Below are 22,379 nucleotides of genomic sequence, written 5' to 3' on the forward strand. Positions count from 1 at the left end.
TCCAAATGCTTCGCCCGTACAGTTGTCAGTGGTAATAATTCTTGCCTGTTCCCTGTTCCCTGTTCCCTGTTCCCTTTCACTCAACTATTGTAGCGATCGCTTCGTCAATTCCAGAAGATACACTAGGTAATTCCAGACAATATCCCGCACCGTAGACAGTCTTAATGTAGCGTGGATGACGAGGATCTGGTTCGAGTTTGGTTCTCAAATGACGAATATGCACGCGAATAGTCTCAATATCATCATCAGGATCATAACCCCAAACTTCTCTGAGGATTTCGCTGGGGGAAACGGTTTGTCCATGACGTTGTAGCAAGCAGTGGAGTAACTCAAATTCTAAATGAGTCAATTTCACTGTTGTTTTGAACCAGATAGCCTCAAATCTTTCGGGAACGAGAGTAATCGGTCCATAGTTGAGAATTTCGCTATGTTTTGCAGCTTGGGGAATCCTGTCCGTGCGTCTTAATAAAGCCCGTACCCGCGCTAATAACTCTTCTAGCTCAAAGGGTTTGGTGAGATAGTCATCCGCACCAGCATTAAAGCCTTCTACCTTGTTTTGAGTTTGGCTTAAAGCAGTTAACATCAATACAGGAATTTCGGAAGTGCGTTCATCCCGACGTAAGCGTTGACAAACTGTAAACCCATCTACTCTAGGTAACATCAGATCGAGCATAATTAAGTCTGGTTGTAGCTGGAGAGCCAGCGCCTGACCTTTGATACCATCTTCGGCTTGACTAACATCGTAGCCCGCCATTTCCAAGTTGACGGCAACAAGTTCTGAAATCGCTGGGTCATCGTCTATGACAAGAATCCTCGGCATTCTTAAAAATTATAACTACTTTATTTAAGGATAATTGACGTTTCCTCGACTACCAAAATTTCGCTTTGCTGATTCTGGGAAAAAGTTGAGGGATTGTGAGATCATGGAGCAAACTCTAGACAGTTGTTTTCCTTGATATATAAAAAGATTACCACCTCAATTATAAAAAATATGTTAAACCTAATATAAATATTAAAAGTAAATGATTGTAATATTTATATGTATAAATACGAGTATTTGCCGCCCTATTTTTTGCAAAATGGCGTGACCATGACGACTTATACAGCTTTATGGGCTAATCGTGATTGGGAGCGTAAAACTACTCACCCAGAACCAAAATACCAGGAAGTCATCTTCACAGGTGGTCAAGGTGTGCCAATTTTTGGAAAAGTTGCTATTCCCCCAAATGCCCATAGTACGATTCTTGGCACTTATGGTATTACTGGAGAATTAGACCAACAATGGTTTTTAAGAATTTTGGGACGCAAGGCTTACGCCCAAGGCTATGCTGTGGTGTTATTTGATTGGCGGGCGCATGGTAAAACCGCAGAATTATCGCCAACATTGACTTCTGATGGTTTGTATGAAGGGGAAGATTTTGTCAGAATTGCGGAAACTGCGGCAAAAATGGGTTGTCCTTCGCCATTTTGGTTTACGGGCTATTCTTTGGGGGGACAATTGGCGTTGTGGGGAGTGAAAGCCGCAGCGGATTTAGCACCTAAAGACATTGATATTGCAGGTGGGGCGGTGATTTGTCCGAGTTTGGATTCGTTCCGTTCATTGACTTATTTGGTTACACACCCCTTTGGTAAATATATTGAATCTCGCATTGCTAAGGAATTGAAAAAACTGGCCTGGAAAATTCATGCTGTTTATCCTGAATCTATGCAACCAGAAGCTATTGCACGGGCTAATAGTATTTGGGGATTTGATGAAGAATTGGTGATTGAACGTTTGGGTTTTGCCACCGTCGCTGATTATTATCAAGCCAGCAGTGGGTTAGAATTATTACCTAAATTGTCCAAACCAACTTTAATTTTATATGCTGCTGATGACCCTTTATTTGATCCTGCCATTATTCCTGATTTAGAAGCCGCTGCTACGAAAAACCCTGACATAGATTTATTACTGACTCGCTACGGTGGCCATGTTGGTTATGTGAGTAGCAAAAAATGTCAAAATCAATATGAAGATCCTGATCAATGGTGGGCTTGGAATCGTGTTTTAGAGTGGATAGAAACAAGCCGTAGCCAAAAAATTGAAAATGGTTCTATGCAAAAAAGTAAAGTTTAATTATTAGCGATTGTGTTTAATTTTAATTGGCTACCTGCACCTAAAAAATTAGATTTGTTATTAAATGATGTGCATATTTGGCGCATTAATTTAAATTCATCAGAATCACAATTACAATTTTTTCGAGAAACTTTATCTAGTGATGAAATTGCTCGCGCCCAAAGGTTTTATTTTCCTGAACATCGGCAAAGATTTATTGCTGGACGTGGCACTCTCCGCGCCATTTTAGGGCAATATTTGGGTATTGATCCCAAACAAGTAGAATTTGAATATCAGCCCCGTGGTAAGCCTTTATTAGCGGCTAAATTTGCTGATCAAGGATTATTATTTAACTTATCTCATTCCCAAGATTTGGCTTTGTGTGGAGTAAGTTATCAAAATCAAATTGGTGTGGATTTAGAATATATTCGCACTATGTCTGATTTGGAAAGTCTGGCAAAACGGTTTTTTTCTTTTAAAGAATATGAACATCTGCGACTTATTTCTCCCCAAGAACAGCAACAAATATTTTTCCGTTATTGGACTTGCAAAGAAGCTTATTTAAAAGCCACAGGAGATGGTTTAGTACAGTTAGAAGAAATTGAAATATCTTTAACACCAAATCAACCAAGTCAATTACTTGTATCAGGAGATTGGAATTTAAGAGAATTAACACCAGCAGAAAATTTTGCGGCTGCGGTTGTAGTTGCAGGTAGCAATATTAATTTGCATTGCTGGGAATATTACTGAAAAAGAGTTCAGAAGTGAGAATCAATTATTGGGGATACTGAATTCTTTTTTATTCCTTCTTCTGACTTCTGACTCCTATTCTAGATACTTTCTATTTCAAAATCGCGTAAGTGGGCTTTAAATTTTTTGCCAAACTGCACTAAAAAAGGAAAGTTAGCACTCACGGGTCTACCCTGCCATTGGGTGACAATAGCCACTATTTCTCCTTCTGTACCTTTGATGTCAAAAGCCTGACCGCGATGTTCAGGATGATGATAAACTACTACTGATTCTTTCACTTGCACGCGATCGCCTACTTTCATAATATCTTATGTATCTAACTTTTTTTGTTCCCAAACCATCTCCACAGCTTTTTTGAATATAAAATCCAGCATGATTTAATGGCAAACTCAATTTTACAACACATCGCGCTATTCAGCCGTGGAACAAACTTGTATATTTCTTATTAAGATGATTGGTAATTGGTAATTGGTAATGGGTAATTGGTAATTGGTAATGGTAATACTCTTTTCCCTACCTCCCCTACCTCCCCTACCTCCCCTACTTCCCCTACCTCCCCTACTTCCCCTACCTCCCCTACCTACTCCCTACCTACTCCCTGCCTGGACAGAATTCTCGCACCTTTTGGGGAAGTTGCCGACAGACTTGTGAGAATGATTGGGGAGATAATTGCCACCAAGCAAATAAACCGACAGTGGTACTTCCCAGCAACAAAACTAATAATCTCGCAAATAGTCCCAAACCTTTGCTTCTAGATGGTTTTATCGGTGCTGTCTGTGCTTCTGTCAGACTTAAATCAAGCAGGGCTTGGGAACTTGCGGCTAAATCTGTTTCTATGGATGCTGTGATAATTAATGCTTCTGAATCGGGAACAGCTAAGGGTTGGGGAGGAATAATTTCTGCCGGAGGTGCGGGGATAATTGCCATTGAGGATGGTTTGGCCACACGACAAAGGGTCAATACTACAGATATATTATCTTGGCCATTCTTTTCATTGGCGAGTTTAATTAATTCCTGGGTAGCATCTGCTATGTCTAAATCGCCTGTAAGCACGGGAATTGCGTAGTCTTGCCAGGATTGTTCGACTAAATTGCGATCGCTTAAACCATCGGAACACAGCAATAAAATCCCATCTTCTTCTATGATAAATCGTTGAATCGAAAAGTTGAGAAATTCGGCTTCTTTTGTGCCTAGTGCTTGGGTCAGGGCTTTGGCTTCTGGGATTTGCAATGCTTGACGATATAAAGTTTTCCCTAAACCAACTTTTCGTTTTACCATATCATCATCTACAGTCAGAAGTTGACAATAATTCTGGGTTATCCAATAAACCCGACTATCACCAATATGGGCTAAATAAAGTTCGTGGGAATTTTCTAATTGTTCTCCTCTTTGGGGGATTTGCAATGACATGATTAAGGTTGTGGCCATGCGTTCTTTGCCCTGGCGTTTTTCCTCGTCATTGCGCGACCATATCACATTATTAACGACTCGCAAACAAGACTCTATTTGTTGATATAATAAATCCGGAGTTAATAGTTCTGTTTGTTGTCCTATCTCTGTTAATAAAGCCCGCATTTGCAATTTGAGAGACTGCAAAGCTAATTGACTCGCAACTTCACCACCTTCATGGCCACCAATACCATCACAAATAATTGCTAGTCGTGGTTGTAATTGATCATCTATATCTCTCGGATGACTGGGATAACAAGCATCTTCATTATGTTTAATAACAGTTCCAGGATCTGTTGCCCCGGCTATGGTTAAATATAAAGGTAAGTCGGCGGCTGTTGTTAGCAATAATTCATTGAGTTGAGTATTGATGATCTGTAAATCAATTTCTGGTTGACACATTAACTCAACTATGATGTTTAGTTTTTCGGCAATTGTGGTTTTGGCTATTGTCACCCAGTTCCGCCAAGAATTACCTAAATCTTGTAAAGTTGGTGGTTCTGTACTTTGATGCAGTTCTAATAACCGAATACACCAACCTTGCACACATAAATTATCTGCTAATAGTAAACTTTGGGCAACTCCTAATTTTGATAAATGTGTCCATAGTTGGAGAATTTGCCATAACCAGTAAACTTGTCTGACGGGAGATGCTTGTTCCCAGGAGTCGGTAATTTTCGGGTAAATGCAGCCTGTTTCATCTATGGGGGCATTTTCTAGCAGTAAAATATCACCATATATTTCTGCTAAGGAAGTAAACCCATAAGCTTGGGGAATATGTAAACGTTGTGAATATAAGCTGAGATAGGGAATAACGATATTTGGCAGTGGGGCAGGTATATGTGGTAGGGTTGCAGGTTTGGTATCTAGCCAAATTTGTGGGTTGATGACTTCATATCTGTCTGCTACTTTTGTTCCTGGGGGAATTTCTGCTACTTGGTTGCCAGTTGCCCGGAGATAGCGGTAAATTAGGGGAGTGTGACAGCGATCGCAAATAGTATCCCCCACAGAGTTAATTGGTTGATCACATTCTGAATTTGGGCAATTAATAATCCGTTGAGTAGAAAGCATAATTAAATTGATGATTAGTTTTTTATGTAAATATTCACTGTATTGATGTATCTAATCTCAAGTTAAGATGGAACTGCATGGAATCAGATTTTAAGAATATTTGAACGCAGATGAACGCAGATAAACGCAGATAAACGCAGATAAGGATGGATCAATAGATTTCATGATTCTTTGCAGTCTCTCATAAAATTAGTACGAGTAAATCTATTGTAAGGGAAAAGCGTTATGCCAAGTTTTACCTTAATTTGGCTGTTAGCAGGGTCGGTTCTGTGTTTAACGGAACTTTCTTTACCATCAGCTTTTGTTTCTTTCTTCATTCCTTCTTCCTTCCTTCCTTCCTTCTGACTCCTGACTCCTGACTCGGTGACTCCTTGACTCGACATTTTGTACACAGTCCAAAAAACTCTAGAGTGTGATAAAACACTTTAAATTGATGGCTGGTTTGTAATTGGTTTTCGAGTTCATGGACAGGACATTGATGAATGGGAATGGAAATACCGCATTGTAGGCAGGTGAGATGGTGTTTATCCTGTTGTGTTAAGCTATATAAGGCTTCCCCATTTGCCAAAGTTCGCACTTGCACTAAGCCTTCTAATTTGAGAGCATCCAAGGAACGGTAAACTGTTGCTAAACCCATGCTTTGTTTGAGATTACGTAGTTCTACGTAAATATCCTGGGCAGAAATGCCTTGTTTAAGATTTTGTAACAGGTTTAAAATCCGTTCTTGACTACGAGTATGTATGGCTCTCATAAATGTTTGTTAAATTTGTATCTATGTAGGGGGAATTCATGAATTACTTCTACTCCTGATTATATTTTCACTCAGTTAGACCATAAAAGTTATAGGATAGCGATCGCAGCATTCAGCAAAAAGCCTGTGCAAATAAAATATATAGCTAAAATTTTCGTGACACTTAGGACTTCAGTTTTAGATCCTGCTGGTGTGGCTGTACAATCTGGCCTCAAACAAATGGGATACGACAACGTGGAACAGGTGAGAATTGGTAAGTACATTGAGTTAACTATTGTCGCACCTGATGAGATGAAAGCGCGTCGAGACTTAAATCAAATTTGTGATCAAATGTTATCAAATCCTGTCATCGAAAATTATCGCTTTGACTTGATTGAGGTAGAATCACAAACTGGCGTATTTTGAAATGGGTAATGGGTAATTGGTGATTGGTGATTGGTAATGGGTAAGAGGGAAAATTCTTGCCTTTTGCCTATTCCCTGACAACTGACAACTGTACGGGCGAAGCATTTGGAGAACTATTTTTGGCAATGACCAATAATTTATCTTCCAAATGCTTCGCCCCTACTAACAACTGACAACTGACAAACAATGAAATTCGGTATTTTAGTTTTTCCAGGTTCTAATTGTGATCGTGACGTTGCCTATGTTACTAGAGATTTACTAGGACAACCAACGCGCATGGTTTGGCATCAAGAGACAGATATTAGTGATATAGATGTAGTGATTGTCCCCGGTGGCTTTAGTTATGGGGATTATTTGCGTTGTGGGGCGATCGCTCGCTTCTCTCCTGTGATGCAGCAAGTAATTGACCATGCACAACAAGGTAAATTTGTCTTGGGTATTTGCAATGGGTTTCAGGTATTAACTGAGGCTGGTTTATTACCTGGGGCATTGGCTAGAAATCAAGATTTGCACTTTATTTGCGATCGCTCTCCCTTGAAAGTTGAGCGTAATAATTTACCTTGGACTCAAGGTTATCTTGAAGGGGAAATCATCACTTTACCCATTGCCCACGGAGAGGGGCGATTTTACAGTGACGAAACCACTTTAGCAGAAATCGAAGCCAACGGACAAGTTTTATTTCGTTATCAAACAAATCCCAACGGTTCACTCAACAACATTGCGGGGATTTGTAATCTGCAAGGCAATGTTTTGGGGATGATGCCACATCCAGAACGAGCAGCAGATTCCGCGTTAGGTAATAGCGATGGTTTGCGTTTGTTTGAGGGGTTGTTGGGGAAGGTAGCGGCTTTAGTGTAATAGATTCCCGGCTTCTTCGCGGAGTCGGGGATTTTTATATTTACTAGATTTAGTATTAAATTCTTCTATTATTGGTATTCATTACATCAACTAAACATTTTTTAAGAACACAGATGGAGAAACATGAAAGAAATTACTAAGTTTCTCGATTTGTTCAATAGTTAGGGGTTGTTCTTCTGACAAAATATCAGATATTATAGTTTCATCGGCAAAAATTGGCATTAAATCTTTGGGTTGTAAATTCAATTCTGTCATTAATACTTTTAATAGTTCTACTCCATAAATATCTGCTACAGGATAATTTTCTTCTTCATATTCAGATACTACTAATCCTAATAAATGCAGATAATCTCGTTCGTCAGGAGTTAGCCTTTCTTGATCTAATAAAGAATCAATAATATTTTGAGTTATGGCTAATTCTTCCTCTGAGGTAATTTTTCTGGGAGGAAAAGCAGTGATCAATTCTACATAAGTTTTAGGTGTACCAAGGGTCTTGTTTCCAATTTTGTTTGTCATATTCTGCATGGGTAAGGATATGGCGAATATACACTTCTTGATATTGATAGTCTACTAAAGCGATCAGTCGGTAATTGTTCCCACTAACGTTGAAAACGGTGAAGTTACCAACTAAATCCGCAGATGGGAATACTTGACGTAATTGAACAAAGTTTTCCCATTTGGCTTTATTAACAATTTTATACCATGTTTCTAGATTTGATTCAGATTTTGGATGCTGCTGCGAAAATTCTTTTAATCTCTTTTTGCTGATAATGTGCATATCTAGACGTTAAGCAATTTTTTGATAAACAACATTAATTTTAGGTTGAGATATTTCTGTTTCTTGAGTGTCAAATAAATTAGCATCAACTCGAATACAATTATTCAAAACATTAACAGGTAATAATTCTGTTACTCCTAAAATATCTACAGAATAACCATCCCTGATAAAAACAGTAATAATTTCTTGAGAACTTTTCACTAAGGTAGCTTCTAAATCTAGAATTTGTCCTTCTTCTTGCAAAAGTTGTAAAAAATCTGAAGAAGAAATAGTCGTATTCTCTTGATTATTTAAAATAGACGTTAAACGATTTCCTAATAATCCGGTAGCATCTATTTCAGTAATCAGCCATTGTGATTCAAGATAGGTTTTAGCTAAGTAATTGACAATGATATAAACGCGATTTTCTATTTTTTCCTCTGGTTGAATAACTAAGGTAAAAGCCGATTTTTGGAGGTTATTCATAGAATTTGTGGTTGTTTACTGCGAGTGGGAGTACCACCTGTTATATTAGCAAGCCAAAGATGTTGATGAGGCGGTGGTAAATGATCAGGGCGGAGTGTACCATTAGGATATGTCGGACTAGTAAAGTCAATATCTCGCACTGGTTGACCATTGGTATCAAATTCTCTAGCTTGATAAACTCTTTGATGGTATTGATCCCATCTTAATCTGGAATGGGCTGCTTGTGCTAAAGGATCGGCTACGGGTTCACCAAATCTAGGAGGTCTTTGACTTTGATAAACTGGTGTTCCATCCGCATATCTGGAATGGATTTTGTCAGACACTAATTAGAGGTTGTTTGAAAAGTATTAGATGAAACCGATAATCTCTAGAAACCTAACCCCCCTTCCCCCCTTCCCTACAAGGGAATGGGGGTTTCAAAGCCTCTCCCCGCGTCGGGGAGAGGTTTGGAGAGGGGTTTATTTATACATTAAAAACTTTTCAAACATCCTATAAATTATGACTAATGATACAATCAGAACAGTTATTTGGGTAAATTCTGCCAAAGAAGAGCTTCTAGAATTTCCTGAAGATGTAATTGATGAAGTTGGGTATATTCTCTATCGCGTGCAAACTAATCAAACTCATCCTAACAGGGTGTTTGAAAAGTCTAATTTATTACTTGCAAGGGCGACTAGAAGTCGCGGAACTACACAGACGAAACCCACCTATTCCTTCGGAACGCTACGCGAACGTGGGTTCAAAAGCCTTGATTTTTCGTTAGTCCACGCAGGTGGACTTTGTTTGTGTAGTAGCGATTTCTAATCGCCGGAAACTTTTCAAACATCCTCTTAGTTAATAAACTATCTTTCTTGTTTTATCTATTAAGGAACGCAAATTTAATAACCTGCAATTCTGATGTAACCTGGAATGGTGCGTTACGCTGTCGCTAACACACCCTACTTTTGCACCTTATTTAATTCACATTCCTAAGTGTTCTTTGCCATTAATTGTTACTGCTGCTAAACCTTCTGAAAAACTTAAAGCATCATCAAATTTACAGGGAATAAGTAATTGACCACTATTATTAATAAATCCCCACTTACCATTCATTTTAAATACCCGACTGCTGGGAAAAGTCGAGTATCTCAAATGAATGATAATTTTTCGCGTTTTATGGGTTGAAGCTATTGACTTGCACCAAAAAATATGTTAAACTGAATCTTGATAAGGAAGAACTATTCTCCACTTTCCCCTCCCACCACCACATCCCGAATTCGTAAACTGGGACCACCGCAACCGACAGGTAAACCATTTTGTCCACCTTTACCACAACCCCCGGATTCATCCCAGTAAAAATCATCACCAATGGCTTCGATATCTGCGAGGGTTTGGAAAACATTACCGGAAAGGGTGACATCTTTCACAGGTTCAGCAATTTTGCCATTTCTAATCATCCAGGCTTCCCCAGCACTGAAAGTGAACATTTCCCCGTTCGTCATTCCCCCTAACCAATTTTGGGCAAAAACACCTTCTTTAATCCCCGTAAATAAATCTGCGACGGGAGTTTTACCCCGTTCAATCCAGGTATTTGTCATTCTCACAATGGGGGAATAGTGATAATTAAGACAACGGGCGTTTCCTGTGGGTTTCTCATCCAATTTACCAGCAGTTTCACGGGAATGCAGTCTCCCAACTAATACACCATCTTCAATTAACTGGGTAGTTGTCGCAGGTGTACCTTCATCATCGTAAAAATAACTACCGCGATGTCCTTGGGGTGCAGCACCATCAAATATTTGCAATTCTTTGGGGCCAAAACGTCGTCCTAGAGTCATGACTTCCAGAATATCAGGGTTTTCATAAGCCATATCTGCTTCAGAAAGATGTCCAAAGGCTTCATGCACAAACAAACCGCTGAGAATGGGATCAATAACTACGGTGTAAGTATTGCCCTTGACAGAAGGTAAAGATAAGGACGTAACTGCCCTTTCTGCTGCACCTTTAACTTGTTTGTCTAAATTAGTTAAGTCTTCGTAGGCTTTGCGAGAACCAGTGGTTTCTCTACCAGTTTGCACAGTGTCCCCATTCCTGGCTGTGGCTGCAAAGCGCATTTCCATATCTACCCAAGATTGATCAATGAAAGTTCCTTCAGAGGTGACAATAATGACTCTTTGGGTGCTGTCACTGTAATGAACTGAGGTAGTAGTAATTCGGTGATCAACTGTTTTCAGGAGGTCAGTATAGCGATCGCATAATTGTTTTTTCTGCTTTAGCGAAACCTGTCGAGGGTCAGTACCCAATAAAGGCAATCTACATACAGCCTGTACGGGATCAATGGCTGCAAGTATAGTCTCTTCATCACCCACTATCCGGGCTGCGGCAATGGCTTCTTCTATGCGGTCTTCAATGGTTGTTAATTTATTAAAACTACTTAATCCCCAACCACCTTTATAACAAGTGCGAACATGACCACCAATAGAAATTCCCTCGCTGAGAGTTTCCACTTTATCACCCCGCAAGACAATATCTGTTCCCTCGGCTTCTTCCAAGCGAATCATCAAATAATCCACACGGGAAGAATAACGAGAAATTAAATCTGAGAGGAGATTTTGAACGTCAGTAAGTTTAGTTTTCATTTTATAAATCGCTATAAATTACATTTATTTTCTGATTGAAAAACATATTTTGGAGTTATCATAATCTTTACTTATCTATATGAATAGAAAAACCAACATAGAACCATCTTAAATCATAACAGCTTACTTGATCATTTTGAAAGAAGTTAAAATCTTTTACAGCACTTTCCGGTGTTATGAGGTACATATTCAGCGGGCAAGATGCCCGCACTACAAGAGTTTCATAATTCAAGTTTGTACCTCATTAGAGCGAAATCTGCTGTAATACTTATTTTACCTCCTAACTTATAAATTCCCTTGCCAATAAATTTTTAATAATTTTTGCAAAATCGTAACTATGGATACATCAAATTCTTGCAACCGTGGATAACATGATAAAAATATTCACATAGTAAAAAAACATCAAGAACCAAAAAACCATTGTTCTTGTTCATCTTTCTTTTTTCATAAACAGCAGCCCACAGGAGTTTGCCTTCCTCAATAATTTACCTGACAAAAATAATCTTTACAGCCTTAAACATAGGGACAAAATAACTTTATCACAATTGCGGATGACATCACAAAAACCTGTCATACCAATTTGGGATTTTAGATTGGGAATAAAAAACACCTTTGCAGTCACTTCCCACCATCCTAAATATCCGCAGTTAGCGTCCTTGTGATATTTCAACTAAACAATCAAGGAGTTCACTATGGTTCGACAAATGTGCTGGTTATCTAAGTCTAACGGCGATGATGAAAAGATTTTGTACTTGCAAACTGCACCTGGACAACCTTGGCGGCCTTACACAGCTTTTCCGCAATTTTCAGTTCCAGATTATCGCATCCCTCGTGGTTCTAAAGGTTGGGCAACTTATCAAAAACTCTTTAAAGCAGGTTGGACTTTAGTACCTAGTGCCAGAGGTAGCGAATTTGGTGATAGTTGCTATGCAGAGTCAACTGTGCAGAGTTCATAGCCTATATTACCATCTGGGGAACACCATCAATATTATCTCATCCCCAGATGGGTGAAATTATTTGTGTATCTGAGCAAGTCAGTCGCAAACACCTTACAATAAATAAGGTGCGTTAACTGCTGTTACAAACATTTATATTTATGCCTCCCCGTTGGCCTCGCAAACCAGATCGTAAAGATCCAGATTTCCGTAAACTAGATGATCGCATGAATTTCGCTGTTCATGTCGGTATTTGTGCAACTGTCACTTCTGGGTTGTGGTTTTTTCACATTTTGAAAACTACTGCCTGGGAATGGCTACCTGGAGTAACAATTGGTTGGGTAGGAGTATTGCTGCTGCATCTAATTTACATTGGTGCGATCGCTAATTACGACCCCACACCACCGAAATCTACCTAAAGAAAGAAAAACAAGCTAGGGAATTCTCACCTGTGGTAGTAGATCAAGTCTAGCTAATTGAGTGATAATATGAAATAAGCTAAGATATCCCGATGTTACTAACAAAGAGGCTATATTTATGGCTAAAACTAATACCACAGAATTACTAGAAACCCTAGCCGCAGAAATTGGTGAAAGTGTTTATATAGATATTGCCAAGTGGCATCTATATCTATCTGATGCCAAACTGCATAATGTTGTGGCTGAAAAATTGTATCCTTTAATTACTTCTAAAAGCGTTAATGAAGATAAGGTAATTGCCGCTTTAGAATCTATCACCGTTAAAGTTGGTGGTGGCAGAAAGGAACTATCTTTAATTGATTTATTACCCTTGCAATGTCAAGTGACCTTAGTAGATATTGTCGAAAAATATCAACGGGAAATCTAATCTTTATTTTCTTCCCATTGGCAAATTTACACATTGAAATAATGGAGGTTGATCAAGATGTTTTTACAAATCAAAGATAGCCGCGATTTGGTGAAAATAGTTGATGTTCAAGAACTATTAGACCCCACTAGTAAGATTGTCCATGCCCAAGACCAAGAAGGACAAGAAGAACAGGAAACGGACATTTATCAAAAGGAAGAATTAGTATTTCCTTCCGGGGAAAAATTGCCCCGCTGTTGGTTAGATGCCAAATTTAGAGAAAGAGAAGCTGTAGCAGCTTGATATTAATTACAGTATTTCGTAGGGGTTTAGCAATGCTAAACCCCTACATTAATTTAATTAACAGCAGCTTTTTCTGTCACCCCTTCAGAACCTTTAGAAAAGGCTTTTGTAATCCAATAGGTGAAAATATGAGAAAGCACACCTAAAGGACCTGCAAATAAACACAAAGCTATCGAGTGAATTGTCCAAATTCCGGTTTTTTGTCCTTCCCAATAAATCCATCTACCGACAAATAAATCCATTACTAAAAAATGAATCCAACCTGTAGCAGCAGCAGTTTCATTACTAAAAAACCTGGCTATATCTGCTAGTTGAGGATTTGATAAAGCTGCGGCGTTTTCTGGAGTAATGCTAGTGACAAATAAATACAAATAAGCACCTGCTAAAACCACAAAAGGTAGATAAGATTCCATTACCTTGCGGGTAATTTTCCAATTTGGTAACAGAATCATCAAAGCCCAAAAAGGCAAAACAAACAAATTGGCAACGTTAAATAAATCTGTGATATTCATATTACAAAGCTACTAATTGAGATTCTATTGTTGAAGATTGTAAATTACGACCGATAAAAACTAAACTGGTTTGTTTTGCTTCTTCTGGTTTCCAAGGACGATCATAAAATTTATCAAATCTATTACCTACACCTTGCATAACTAACCGCATGAGTTTATTCTCAACAGCCACAAATCCTTTAATTCGGTAAATTTCTTGTTCCTGTGCCAGCTTTTCTAATATTGCTTGTAGCTTTTCTGGGTCAAAAGTCCGGTTTAAAATGACATGAGTTGAGTTAATTTCATCATCATGATCATGGTCTTCTTCGGTGTCATGGTGACTAGGACGAGAATCTAAATTATCTTCAACTGCGGCTGCAAATCCTAATAAGATAGATGGGTCTAATTTACCATAATCACTAGAGACAATTTTCACAACTCTCGGTAATTCATGCTTGACCAATTCTAGAACTTGTGCTTGGGTTTCACTATCAACTAAATCAGTTTTATTCAAAATCACTAAATCAGCACAAGCAAGTTGATCTTCAAACAATTCTTGTAATGGTGTTTCATGTTCTAGACTATCATCTTCTTGGCGTTGTGCGGCTATCGCATCTAAATCACTAGCAAATGTTCCCGCTGCAACCGCAGCACAATCTACCACTGTAATTACTGCATCTACTGTAGCAGCATTGCGGATTTCTTGCCAACGAAAGGCTTTAATTAAGGGTTTTGGTAATGCTAAACCAGAGGTTTCAATGATAATATAGTCAATACTATCTCGGCGTTTAATTAATTCCCGCATTGTCGGGTAAAATTCCTCTTGCACGGTGCAGCATAAACAGCCATTTGTGAGTTCAAATATATTAGTTTCTGGATTTTCTGCTGTTTCATCTTCGGGGCAAATTTGACAAGATTTCAATAATTCTCCATCTATCCCCAGTTCACCAAATTCGTTGACTAATACGGCTATCCGTCGTCCTTGGTTGTTTTGAAGTAAGTGACGGATAATGCTGGTTTTACCGCTTCCTAAGAAGCCTGTGATCACGGTAACGGGGATTTTTGTAGCCATGTTTTGTGTGTGGTTTTGAATTCAATTTTACCATATATTGTATAACCCAGATCCCCGACTTCTTAGAGAAGTCGGGGATCTAAACTTGTTAAGGGGTTAGGTATAGAACCAGATTTAGGTTAAGTGTGAGAGATAAAGTGTACCCAGTTTAAAGATAATTTAATACTGTTATATAAACGTTTATCTGCTGTGTAAAATTCTGCATTTAATAGCTTTGATAATGCTAGGTAATGAGCATCATAAGCAGCAGATAGTTTCAGAGTTTTTGCTAGAGTTAATGCCATTTCGTGAAGTTGGGGAAATTGAGAACTTCCATAAAGAACTATCCCCAAATTTAACGCATCTTGCAACGCTTTTTCTGTATCTTCAATGGTTAATAAATTTGCTTGATTCATGCGATGTAAAGCATTAGTGATTTCATAATAAAATAATGTAGGAGCAATAATAGTAGCAGAGTTTTGTTGCCAATTTTCCCATAGTTTGATAAATGGTGAATCCAGAGATTTACTATTAATTAAGTTAATGGTAAAACTGGCATCTACACAAATTAGATAATTATTCATGGACTTTCAATGAATTGATTAATTCTTCACATCTTTCTTCTCTCATTTCTGAAATAATATTAGTAATTGTATCTTGTAAAGATTGATTATTAAGTCTTTGGTTAAGTATTTCTCCTCTTTGAATGATGCTTTTTTTGATAATATTCCAATCAGGTTTAATTTGTAATTCTGTTTCTAATAATTGTTTCTCCTCTGGGGATAAACAATGAATAATTTCAACTAATTTTTTGACTAATTCCCTGTTCATAGTTGTGGTTATTGGTAAGGAATAATTGTTGATATTTATTTGATTATAACGTAAGTTGCTTGATTTAACCTCAATTTTACCACAAGATCCAGATCCCCGACTTCTGAGATCAATTTACATTTTATTGACAAGTTTAAAAAAGAAGTCGGGGATCTTCTTTATGCTTGCTTTTAAGAATATCCAATTTCTATCATTTTGAAAAATTCCTGGACTACTTCATCAGGATTGTTATAACATCTTTCAGCATCAAATCTTTCTACAACTTTAATACCGTTTTTCTTAAAAATGCGTTCTCTTTCTTGTTCTTCAACTCTGCGTTCTGCTGTGTGATATGGTCCATCAACTTCCAAAACTCCCCATTTACCGTTATAACAAATGAGAAAATCAGCTTCTTTATTTTCTCTACCTTTGGGTGTGGTAAGTCGTGCTAAGGAGTTGGGTACAAATAAAACTCCAGTTCTGTCTAATGCTTCAGCAATTTTTATTTCTGTTTTTGAGCGAAAGCGTAGGTTTTCCCAAGTGTGAATTGTTGAATTTGAATAAAATTGAACTCCTTGATTATTAATATTATTATCACTTTGGGGAATTTTACGTAGAATTAAATCTGTATTTTCTAGAATCTTTTTATATAAACTGGCAAATTCTCCAGGTGTAAAATTACCATTTATAGGTCTGCGTTCAGTTTTCTTAGAATATAATTTAATGGAATCTATATAAACATAATCATAGATATAAACATATTCGCAAATTATTTCTTCTAAATTTGTTTTTCCGTTAATCTGCCAATCTTTTATAAAAACACCTGTTAGATTTGCATTATGAAAATCTGTCTCTATTACTTGAGCTTGAGATAAATCAGCTTGTCTCAGGTCAGCTTGTCTCAGGTCAGCTTGTCTTAGGTCAGCTTGTTTCAGGTCAGCTTGTCTCAGGTCAGCCCCTCTCAAGTTAGCATTCAGCAGGATAGCAGCAGTAAGATTAGCTCCTCTCAAGTTAGCCTCACTCAGGTTAGCTCCTCTCAAGTTAGCTACCAATAGGTTAGCCCCACTGAGGTTAACCCCACTCAGATCAGTACTAGCTAGGTCAGGGTCTACATGATTTTCATCTCTCCACTTATTCCAAACATCTACCCCTTGGTTCAGTATTGCTAAATGCTCTGGATTTGCCATAATCTAGTTTTTATACCTAAAATTGCCAATATTCGGATTTTAACCTAATTTCATTAATCTTAGAATGCAGTAAATAAAGTTTAATCAAAATAGCGATCGCATTTGGAATTAATTAGCGATCGCTATTAGTATTCATCAAGTTTTTGAGAGTGAAAGTTTAACCAAAATCTTAACTTAGATCAAAAAATTTCTACTTAGCATTTGCCATGCTTAAAGACTTAATAGCATTTCTTTCACTTAACAAAAACACAAGATATTGATTAAGACTAACTCCTTCTTTCTCTGCATTTTCTGTTAATCTCTCATGCAATGATCGAGGTATCCGTAATAAAACCTTCCCACTGTATTGAACTTGAGTTGAGGGTAAGGGAATTTCATCCCCATATTCATAGGCTGTTTCTATCCATAAACTACGTGCTTCTTCAATATTAAATAACGTTTCATCTGTCGTTTCTCCCTGAGTCATACATCCAGGAAGGTCTTTAATTTCTGCTACATATCCCCCATCAGGATCAGGGTAAAGTGTAACTGGATATTTCAAATTTAAGTAAAATTCCAGTGACTCACGTTCAGATTTATTTTTCTTAGACATACTACTCCCCTAATCTGAGCAGTTTTACAATCTGCTTAATATAAATTCCTTTTACTTTTTGCCCCTCTTTTTTGGGTACAATTTGTATCCGTCCATCCTCATGACGGAAAGTGTGATGACTCCCATTAGAACGAACTTCTTCAAAACCAAATGCTATTAATATACGTCTTACTTCTCCAAATCTTACTTCAACAGGGTGAGACAGAAATAACTGAATTAGTTTTTCTAGCTGACTCATAAATTAATTTCCTTTTTATTTTCATATTTTGTTTACCTCTCTGTTTATTTTGCTTATAAATATGATATCATATATAGTATCAATGTCAATATAGAATATTTCTAATAGTCACAATAAATGTAACTATTAGAACATTAATGACTTTAAAATAACTACAAATAATTACGGTATACAATTAACACATAAAATTGTAATCAATAGTTCCATATTCAGATTATACAGCGGTTTCCGCTCTTATGAGGTACAAAGTTGAATCATGAAACTCTTGTAGTGCGGGCATCTTGCCCGCTAGATATGTACCTCATAACACCGGGAAGTGCTGTATTTGATGATAAAAATGAGGAGATAGTACAATGGATACCAAATTAAAATATCAAGAAATTATCAAAAGCATATTAACAGAAACCGCCGAATATCGCGCTTCTATACCTGATGGTTATAACTCCCAAGTTTTATTTGATGATGAACATGGACGTTATCTAGTATTAGATATTGGTTGGAGTGATGATCAATATCTACATACCACACCTATTCATATAGATTTGATTGATCAGAAAATTTGGATTCAATATGATGATACAGAAGAAGGAATTGCTAATGATTTTATAGCAGCAGGTATTCCTGCACAGGATATTGTCCTTGGTTTTCGTCATCCTAAAATCAGACAATATACAAACTTTGCTGTTAGTTAATATTTCATTTTTGCCTGATTTACTTCTGCTTGAAATTCCTCTAAACTCATACTATCGTCAAACAGAGATATTTCATATTTAGACATCCTCGTGTACGTTGTGAGTTTGCGTCACTGTTGAACGAGATCTAAAAAGTTTTTTAATTGTTTACTCTCTAACCAACTTCAGAATAATCAACAGGATCTTTTAAACCCAATTCTGCAAAAGCCGCTAATCGCAACTGACAAGAATCACAGACACCGCAAGCTGACTCACCACCAGCATAGCAAGACCAAGTGAGATCCCAAGGAACTCCTAATTGATTACCTAGTTGGATAATTTCTGTCTTCTTCAAATCAATTAACGGAGCAATAATTTTCATAGCTTTTCCCTCACGTCCTTGTTTTGTTCCCAAGCGGAAAACTTCCTGCATAGCTTCGATATAATCAGGACGACAATCTGGGTAGCCAGAATAATCTAGGATGTTAACGCCAATATATACTCTTTCTGCGGCGATCGCCTCGGCATAGCTCAAAGCAAAACTTAAAAAGATGGTATTCCGGGCTGGAACATAGGTTACAGGAATATTATCCCCCATTTCAGCGAGCGAGCGCCCTTGAGGGAGATCAATCTTTTGATCTGTCAGTGCTGAACCACCCCATTGTCCCAAGTCAAAATTAACCACTTGATGTTGAATTACTCCAGCCGCTTTAGCAATCATCAAAGCAGAGTTTAGTTCTTTCCTATGCCGCTGTTGATAATCAAAAGAAATAGCGTAACATTCACAGCCATCAGCCTTTGCTTTGTAAAGAACTGTCGAAGAATCTAAACCACCAGACAACAGAATTACAGCTTTCATATTCAGAATAAGAAATGGGAGATCAATAAACAGGGGTAGAAGCGGGAAATTTGACCAATTACCCATTCCTTGATAAATTGCATCCAAAAGATGGGAAAATCAACAAAATGCCACAAACAAAAATTAAATATGTCCAAAAAGACTCTCAGGAATGAGAATATCAATTGTATAAATCGTCTAAAACATTATACTCTGAGTATTAACTATTTGATGACTTGTAATTTTACTTGTAGTAAGGGTGATTAATTTACCCCCTGTAAAAATCAGGTATTTATTGAACTTAGTTAATTTCCCAAATACGTACCTGAGAATTTCTACTAAGAAGTTATGAAATTTACACAGTCAACCCAAAAAAACACATAATTTTTATCATAGATGAATAAAACAGGATAATTAACAACTGCTGACCGAAAAGATTACCAGATGGCGGGAACTGAACCCAAACTTTGAAATTCTTCATAAAGATAATCACTATGTTACCATCTGGATGGTTTAAGACAAATCAAACCTGGCGTTTAAGTACAAAGGCCAACGACCGTAGCGTCTCTAAATTTGGTGGTTGAGGAGAGAACAATAGTGCAAGATAGCATATCAGTGTCAGAACCAAATCTATATTCACAGCGCAGTCAGCCGCATCACATCCGTATAGGTGTGATTGGGGTTGGCAACATGGGACAACATCATACCCGCGTTCTGAGTTCCATGAAAGATGTGGAACTAGTCGGCGTTTCCGATATTAACGTCGAACGTGGTTTAGAAACTGCCAGCAAATACAAAGTCCGGTTTTTTGAAGATTACTGCGACTTACTACCTCATGTAGATGCAATTTGTGTTGCTGTACCTACACGGCTTCACTATGCTGTGGGTATCAACTGTTTGTTAGCAGGAATCCATGTTTTAATTGAAAAACCCATAGCGGCTAGTATTTCTGAAGCAGAATCTCTAGTTAATGCTGCGGCCGAATCTCAGTGTATTTTGCAAGTTGGTCACATTGAGCGATTCAATCCCGCCTTCAGGGAACTCACCCAAGTCCTCAAAACCGAGGAAGTTTTGGCTTTAGAATCTCACCGCATGAGTCCTTATTCAGCGCGGGCGAATGATGTTTCCGTAGTCCTGGATTTAATGATCCATGACATTGATTTGCTGCTAGAATTAGCCGCCTCACCAGTAGTAAAATTGACTGCTAGTGGGACTCGTTCTTTAGACTCAGGTTATTTAGATTATGTAACTGCCACCTTGGGGTTTGCCAATGGTGTTGTTGCCACGCTTACAGCCAGCAAAGTTACTCATCGCAAAATTCGCCGCTTAGTTGCCCATTGTAAAAATTCATTTACAGAAGCAGATTTTCTCACTAATGAGATATTGGTACATCGGCAAACACCGATAAATCCTCTGATTGACCACCAAAAAGTCCTCTATAGACAAGATGGTTTAATCGAAAAGGTTTATACCAGTAATGTTCAGCCTCTCAGTGCAGAATTAGAGCATTTTGTCAACTGTGTCCGTGGTGGCAATCAGCCTTCTGTCGGTGGTGAACAAGCTCTCAAAGCTTTACGTTTGGCTAGTTTAATTGAGCAAATGGCTTTAGAAGAAAGAGTTTGGAATCCATTAGAGTGGTCTTCCGAATCCAGAGTTCAATCGTTGACATCAAGCATTTAGTTAGATGTAGCTAAAACTGGCAGTGGGGGGAAATTAATGATTTTTTCTCCCACTATATCAGGAGTCAGAACTCAGGAGTATTGATAAAATAATCTTCTGCAACTAATTTTAGCAATTAAAGTAGGACTACTTGCTATAGTGTTGATTTGTTGGCAAATCAATTACAAGCGTAAAAACACCAAATCAGGAAGAAAAGCCGGACATCTACCGAAAACTGCCATCAAAAATGCTAAATCATCGAAAATTGACCATTGCCTATTCTCAATTTTCACGTATTTCTAGTTACACTTAACCCAACCTAAAATTTTTTGGAGCTCACCTTTTTTGTAAGATGAGCATGATAACTTTTTAAAGAGGAGATTTCATGACAGACCAACCCCCCGTAGCCAATCCAATGAATGCCGCTGCCATTTCCATGAACCGTCAACCAGCAGCAGCGACACCCATGAATTCGGTAAATCCTGGAAGGCCAAGCAATATTACCGGTAAAACTATTCTGAGTGTGGATTTAGGTAGAACCTCTACAAAGACTTGTGTGAGCCGTGAACCCGGTAATGTGGCTTTCATTCCTGCCAATGTCAAGCAAACATCAATTGAGCAAATTCGCGGCGGTGTATTTGAGGCTAAGGCAACTGACCCACTGATGGATTTGTGGCTGGAGTATCAAGGTAGTGGTTATGCTGTAGGGCAATTAGCCGCCGATTTTGGGGCTAATCTTGGCGTTGGCCAATCTAAGGTAGAAGATGCTCTGGTCAAAGTATTATCATCTGCCGGGTACTTTAAACTCAGAGATGAAATTTTCGTTGTCCTGGGTTTGCCGTTCTTATCGTTGGAACAATTTGAAAAAGAAAAGGCACAGTTAACTAGCTTGGTAACTGGACCTCATGTATTGAATTTCCGAGGTGAATCCATAACTTTGAATATTAGCAAAGTCTGGGTAATGCCCGAAGGCTATGGTAGTTTGCTGTGGTCAGAAACTCAACCTAATAAAGGCACAGCAGTTCCCGATTTTACGAAAATATCTGTAGGGATTGTTGATATTGGCCACCAAACCATTGATATGATCATGGTGGATAATTTCCGCTTTGCCAGGGCTGCTTCTAAGAGTGAAGACTTTGGCATGAGCAAGTTTTATGAACTGGTAGCTGCGGAAGTACAGGGTGCTGATAGTCAATCTTTGGCACTGATTTCTGCGGTTAATAAGCCTAAAGGCGATCGCTTTTATCGTCCTAAAGGTGCTAGTAAACCTACCAATTTAGATGATTTTCTGCCTAACCTCAAAGAACAGTTTTCACGGGAAATTTGCTCTCGTGTGTTAGCGTGGTTGCCAGAGCGGGTAACTGATGTGATTATTACAGGTGGTGGTGGAGAATTTTTCTGGGAAGATGTCCAACGTCTGCTCAAAGAAGCTCAAATCAACGCTTACTTAGCTGCACCTTCTCGCCAGGCTAATGCTTTGGGGCAGTATATTTATGGAGAAGCGCAATTATCTGCTGCTGTTCGTGCTAGGTCATAAAACCG

General features: G+C 38.2%; 30 protein-coding genes and 1 pseudogene. 13 read left to right on the forward strand and 18 right to left on the reverse strand.

Going from position 1 to position 22,379, the window contains the following annotated elements; all coding sequences use genetic code 11:
- Nucleotides 1–76: 76 nt before the first annotated feature.
- Nucleotides 77–820 carry a response regulator transcription factor gene (locus FJR06_RS15960; RefSeq protein WP_015078386.1) on the reverse strand — a complete coding sequence of 248 codons (744 nt, stop codon included), beginning with the start codon at nucleotides 818–820 and terminating at the stop codon, nucleotides 77–79.
- A 219-nt stretch (nucleotides 821–1,039) separates the two neighbouring features.
- Here FJR06_RS15960 and FJR06_RS15965 point away from each other — a divergent pair, with 219 nt between their 5' ends.
- Complete coding sequence (locus FJR06_RS15965; RefSeq protein WP_168633633.1) at nucleotides 1,040–2,113, forward strand: YheT family hydrolase; 1,074 nt, start codon at nucleotides 1,040–1,042, stop codon at nucleotides 2,111–2,113.
- A 12-nt stretch (nucleotides 2,114–2,125) separates the two neighbouring features.
- A complete protein-coding gene (hetI, locus tag FJR06_RS15970; RefSeq protein WP_015078388.1) occupies nucleotides 2,126–2,842 on the forward strand; it encodes a 4'-phosphopantetheinyl transferase HetI in 717 nt (238 codons plus the stop codon).
- An 80-nt stretch (nucleotides 2,843–2,922) separates the two neighbouring features.
- Here hetI and FJR06_RS15975 read toward each other — a convergent pair whose 3' ends face one another.
- Both FJR06_RS15975 and FJR06_RS15980 read right to left on the reverse strand, forming a co-directional pair.
- On the reverse strand, nucleotides 2,923–3,144 hold the full coding sequence (locus FJR06_RS15975; protein ID WP_015078389.1) for a ferredoxin-thioredoxin reductase variable chain: 222 nt from the start codon (nucleotides 3,142–3,144) through the stop codon (nucleotides 2,923–2,925).
- 289 nt (nucleotides 3,145–3,433) lie between these two features.
- Nucleotides 3,434–5,362, reverse strand: a complete 1,929-nt coding sequence (locus tag FJR06_RS15980; protein WP_015078390.1) for a protein phosphatase 2C domain-containing protein — start codon at nucleotides 5,360–5,362, stop codon at nucleotides 3,434–3,436.
- Nucleotides 5,363–5,587: 225 nt separating this feature from the next.
- On the opposite strand from FJR06_RS15980, the pseudogene FJR06_RS24430 reads away from it, so the two are divergent.
- Nucleotides 5,588–5,689: pseudogene (locus FJR06_RS24430) on the forward strand (NfeD family protein); the annotation flags it as partial.
- On the opposite strand, the gene FJR06_RS15985 reads toward FJR06_RS24430, so the two are convergent.
- Complete coding sequence (locus FJR06_RS15985; protein WP_168651793.1) at nucleotides 5,676–6,113, reverse strand: Fur family transcriptional regulator; 438 nt, start codon at nucleotides 6,111–6,113, stop codon at nucleotides 5,676–5,678. The pseudogene FJR06_RS24430 and the gene FJR06_RS15985 overlap by 14 nt on opposite strands.
- A 126-nt stretch (nucleotides 6,114–6,239) precedes the next feature.
- Here FJR06_RS15985 and purS point away from each other — a divergent pair, with 126 nt between their 5' ends.
- Both purS and purQ read left to right on the forward strand, forming a co-directional pair.
- Nucleotides 6,240–6,518 carry a phosphoribosylformylglycinamidine synthase subunit PurS gene (gene purS, locus FJR06_RS15990; RefSeq protein WP_041457555.1) on the forward strand — a complete coding sequence of 93 codons (279 nt, stop codon included), beginning with the start codon at nucleotides 6,240–6,242 and terminating at the stop codon, nucleotides 6,516–6,518.
- Nucleotides 6,519–6,704: 186 nt separating this feature from the next.
- Complete coding sequence (gene purQ / locus FJR06_RS15995; RefSeq protein WP_015078393.1) at nucleotides 6,705–7,376, forward strand: phosphoribosylformylglycinamidine synthase subunit PurQ; 672 nt, start codon at nucleotides 6,705–6,707, stop codon at nucleotides 7,374–7,376.
- A 90-nt stretch (nucleotides 7,377–7,466) separates the two neighbouring features.
- Here the strand turns inward: purQ and FJR06_RS16000 are convergent, their stop codons facing one another.
- From FJR06_RS16000 to FJR06_RS16015, 4 genes are read right to left on the reverse strand one after another with little or no spacing between them, the layout of a single operon-like run.
- Nucleotides 7,467–7,892 (reverse strand): type II toxin-antitoxin system HigA family antitoxin, encoded by a 426-nt coding sequence (locus tag FJR06_RS16000; protein ID WP_168651794.1) that lies wholly within the window; start codon nucleotides 7,890–7,892, stop codon nucleotides 7,467–7,469.
- Nucleotides 7,852–8,154 (reverse strand): type II toxin-antitoxin system HigB family toxin, encoded by a 303-nt coding sequence (locus FJR06_RS16005; protein WP_015078395.1) that lies wholly within the window; start codon nucleotides 8,152–8,154, stop codon nucleotides 7,852–7,854. The genes FJR06_RS16000 and FJR06_RS16005 overlap by 41 nt, the downstream gene beginning before the upstream one ends.
- 9 nt (nucleotides 8,155–8,163) lie before the next feature.
- A complete protein-coding gene (locus tag FJR06_RS16010; protein ID WP_015078396.1) occupies nucleotides 8,164–8,619 on the reverse strand; it encodes a hypothetical protein in 456 nt (151 codons plus the stop codon).
- Entirely contained in the window at nucleotides 8,616–8,942 is a 327-nt protein-coding gene (locus FJR06_RS16015) for a hypothetical protein (RefSeq protein ID WP_015078397.1), read from the reverse strand. The genes FJR06_RS16010 and FJR06_RS16015 overlap by 4 nt, the downstream gene beginning before the upstream one ends.
- A 175-nt stretch (nucleotides 8,943–9,117) precedes the next feature.
- On the opposite strand from FJR06_RS16015, the gene FJR06_RS16020 reads away from it, so the two are divergent.
- A complete protein-coding gene (locus FJR06_RS16020) occupies nucleotides 9,118–9,423 on the forward strand; it encodes a hypothetical protein (protein WP_015078398.1) in 306 nt (101 codons plus the stop codon).
- Between the two features lie 156 nt (nucleotides 9,424–9,579).
- Here the strand turns inward: FJR06_RS16020 and FJR06_RS16025 are convergent, their stop codons facing one another.
- Together FJR06_RS16025 and FJR06_RS16030 are read right to left on the reverse strand one after the other, a co-directional pair.
- Complete coding sequence (locus FJR06_RS16025; RefSeq protein ID WP_083881413.1) at nucleotides 9,580–9,711, reverse strand: WG repeat-containing protein; 132 nt, start codon at nucleotides 9,709–9,711, stop codon at nucleotides 9,580–9,582.
- Between the two features lie 125 nt (nucleotides 9,712–9,836).
- Nucleotides 9,837–11,237, reverse strand: coding sequence for a TldD/PmbA family protein (locus FJR06_RS16030; protein WP_015078400.1), 1,401 nt, complete (start codon nucleotides 11,235–11,237; stop codon nucleotides 9,837–9,839).
- 692 nt (nucleotides 11,238–11,929) lie between these two features.
- On the opposite strand from FJR06_RS16030, the gene FJR06_RS16035 reads away from it, so the two are divergent.
- The 4 genes from FJR06_RS16035 (at nucleotide 11,930) to FJR06_RS16050 (ending at nucleotide 13,300) form a co-directional block, all read left to right on the forward strand.
- Nucleotides 11,930–12,193: a hypothetical protein gene (locus tag FJR06_RS16035; RefSeq protein ID WP_168651795.1), complete on the forward strand. Its 264-nt coding sequence runs from the start codon at nucleotides 11,930–11,932 to the stop codon at nucleotides 12,191–12,193.
- A gap of 140 nt (nucleotides 12,194–12,333) precedes the next feature.
- Nucleotides 12,334–12,591: a hypothetical protein gene (locus FJR06_RS16040; protein ID WP_015078402.1), complete on the forward strand. Its 258-nt coding sequence runs from the start codon at nucleotides 12,334–12,336 to the stop codon at nucleotides 12,589–12,591.
- A 118-nt stretch (nucleotides 12,592–12,709) separates the two neighbouring features.
- On the forward strand, nucleotides 12,710–13,018 hold the full coding sequence (locus FJR06_RS16045; RefSeq protein ID WP_168651796.1) for a DUF3181 family protein: 309 nt from the start codon (nucleotides 12,710–12,712) through the stop codon (nucleotides 13,016–13,018).
- 57 nt (nucleotides 13,019–13,075) lie between these two features.
- Nucleotides 13,076–13,300 carry a hypothetical protein gene (locus FJR06_RS16050; RefSeq protein WP_015078404.1) on the forward strand — a complete coding sequence of 75 codons (225 nt, stop codon included), beginning with the start codon at nucleotides 13,076–13,078 and terminating at the stop codon, nucleotides 13,298–13,300.
- A gap of 53 nt (nucleotides 13,301–13,353) precedes the next feature.
- On the opposite strand, the gene FJR06_RS16055 is transcribed toward FJR06_RS16050, so the two are convergent.
- The 7 genes from FJR06_RS16055 to FJR06_RS16090 all read right to left on the reverse strand — a co-directional run bounded on the left by FJR06_RS16055 (nucleotide 13,354) and on the right by FJR06_RS16090 (nucleotide 17,669).
- Nucleotides 13,354–13,812: an ABA4-like family protein gene (locus FJR06_RS16055; protein WP_015078405.1), complete on the reverse strand. Its 459-nt coding sequence runs from the start codon at nucleotides 13,810–13,812 to the stop codon at nucleotides 13,354–13,356.
- Between the two features lies 1 nt (nucleotide 13,813).
- Nucleotides 13,814–14,863, reverse strand: a complete 1,050-nt coding sequence (cobW, locus tag FJR06_RS16060) for a cobalamin biosynthesis protein CobW (protein ID WP_015078406.1) — start codon at nucleotides 14,861–14,863, stop codon at nucleotides 13,814–13,816.
- Nucleotides 14,864–14,982: 119 nt separating this feature from the next.
- Nucleotides 14,983–15,426: a type II toxin-antitoxin system VapC family toxin gene (locus FJR06_RS16065; protein WP_015078407.1), complete on the reverse strand. Its 444-nt coding sequence runs from the start codon at nucleotides 15,424–15,426 to the stop codon at nucleotides 14,983–14,985.
- A complete protein-coding gene (locus tag FJR06_RS16070; RefSeq protein WP_015078408.1) occupies nucleotides 15,419–15,673 on the reverse strand; it encodes a hypothetical protein in 255 nt (84 codons plus the stop codon). Before FJR06_RS16070 ends, FJR06_RS16065 begins: the two co-directional genes overlap by 8 nt.
- 170 nt (nucleotides 15,674–15,843) lie before the next feature.
- Nucleotides 15,844–16,839 carry a pentapeptide repeat-containing protein gene (locus tag FJR06_RS24435; protein WP_254434440.1) on the reverse strand — a complete coding sequence of 332 codons (996 nt, stop codon included), beginning with the start codon at nucleotides 16,837–16,839 and terminating at the stop codon, nucleotides 15,844–15,846.
- Between the two features lie 190 nt (nucleotides 16,840–17,029).
- A complete protein-coding gene (locus FJR06_RS16085) occupies nucleotides 17,030–17,431 on the reverse strand; it encodes a type II toxin-antitoxin system HicB family antitoxin (protein WP_168651797.1) in 402 nt (133 codons plus the stop codon).
- Nucleotide 17,432: 1 nt separating this feature from the next.
- A complete protein-coding gene (locus tag FJR06_RS16090; RefSeq protein WP_168633646.1) occupies nucleotides 17,433–17,669 on the reverse strand; it encodes a type II toxin-antitoxin system HicA family toxin in 237 nt (78 codons plus the stop codon).
- Between the two features lie 353 nt (nucleotides 17,670–18,022).
- On the opposite strand from FJR06_RS16090, the gene FJR06_RS16095 reads away from it, so the two are divergent.
- Nucleotides 18,023–18,361, forward strand: coding sequence for a XisI protein (locus tag FJR06_RS16095; RefSeq protein ID WP_168633647.1), 339 nt, complete (start codon nucleotides 18,023–18,025; stop codon nucleotides 18,359–18,361).
- Nucleotides 18,362–18,515: 154 nt separating this feature from the next.
- Here FJR06_RS16095 and queC read toward each other — a convergent pair whose 3' ends face one another.
- Nucleotides 18,516–19,199 (reverse strand): 7-cyano-7-deazaguanine synthase QueC, encoded by a 684-nt coding sequence (queC, locus tag FJR06_RS16100; protein ID WP_168651798.1) that lies wholly within the window; start codon nucleotides 19,197–19,199, stop codon nucleotides 18,516–18,518.
- A 576-nt stretch (nucleotides 19,200–19,775) separates the two neighbouring features.
- Between queC and FJR06_RS16105 the strand changes: the two genes are divergently transcribed.
- Together FJR06_RS16105 and FJR06_RS16110 are read left to right on the forward strand one after the other, a co-directional pair.
- On the forward strand, nucleotides 19,776–20,858 hold the full coding sequence (locus tag FJR06_RS16105; protein ID WP_041457566.1) for a Gfo/Idh/MocA family protein: 1,083 nt from the start codon (nucleotides 19,776–19,778) through the stop codon (nucleotides 20,856–20,858).
- A gap of 364 nt (nucleotides 20,859–21,222) precedes the next feature.
- Nucleotides 21,223–22,374 carry a ParM/StbA family protein gene (locus FJR06_RS16110; protein WP_168651799.1) on the forward strand — a complete coding sequence of 384 codons (1,152 nt, stop codon included), beginning with the start codon at nucleotides 21,223–21,225 and terminating at the stop codon, nucleotides 22,372–22,374.
- The last annotated feature ends 5 nt before the right edge of the window (nucleotides 22,375–22,379 follow it).

Source organism: Dolichospermum sp. UHCC 0352 (genome assembly GCF_009711925.1).
GTDB lineage: Bacteria > Cyanobacteriota > Cyanobacteriia > Cyanobacteriales > Nostocaceae > Dolichospermum > Dolichospermum lemmermannii.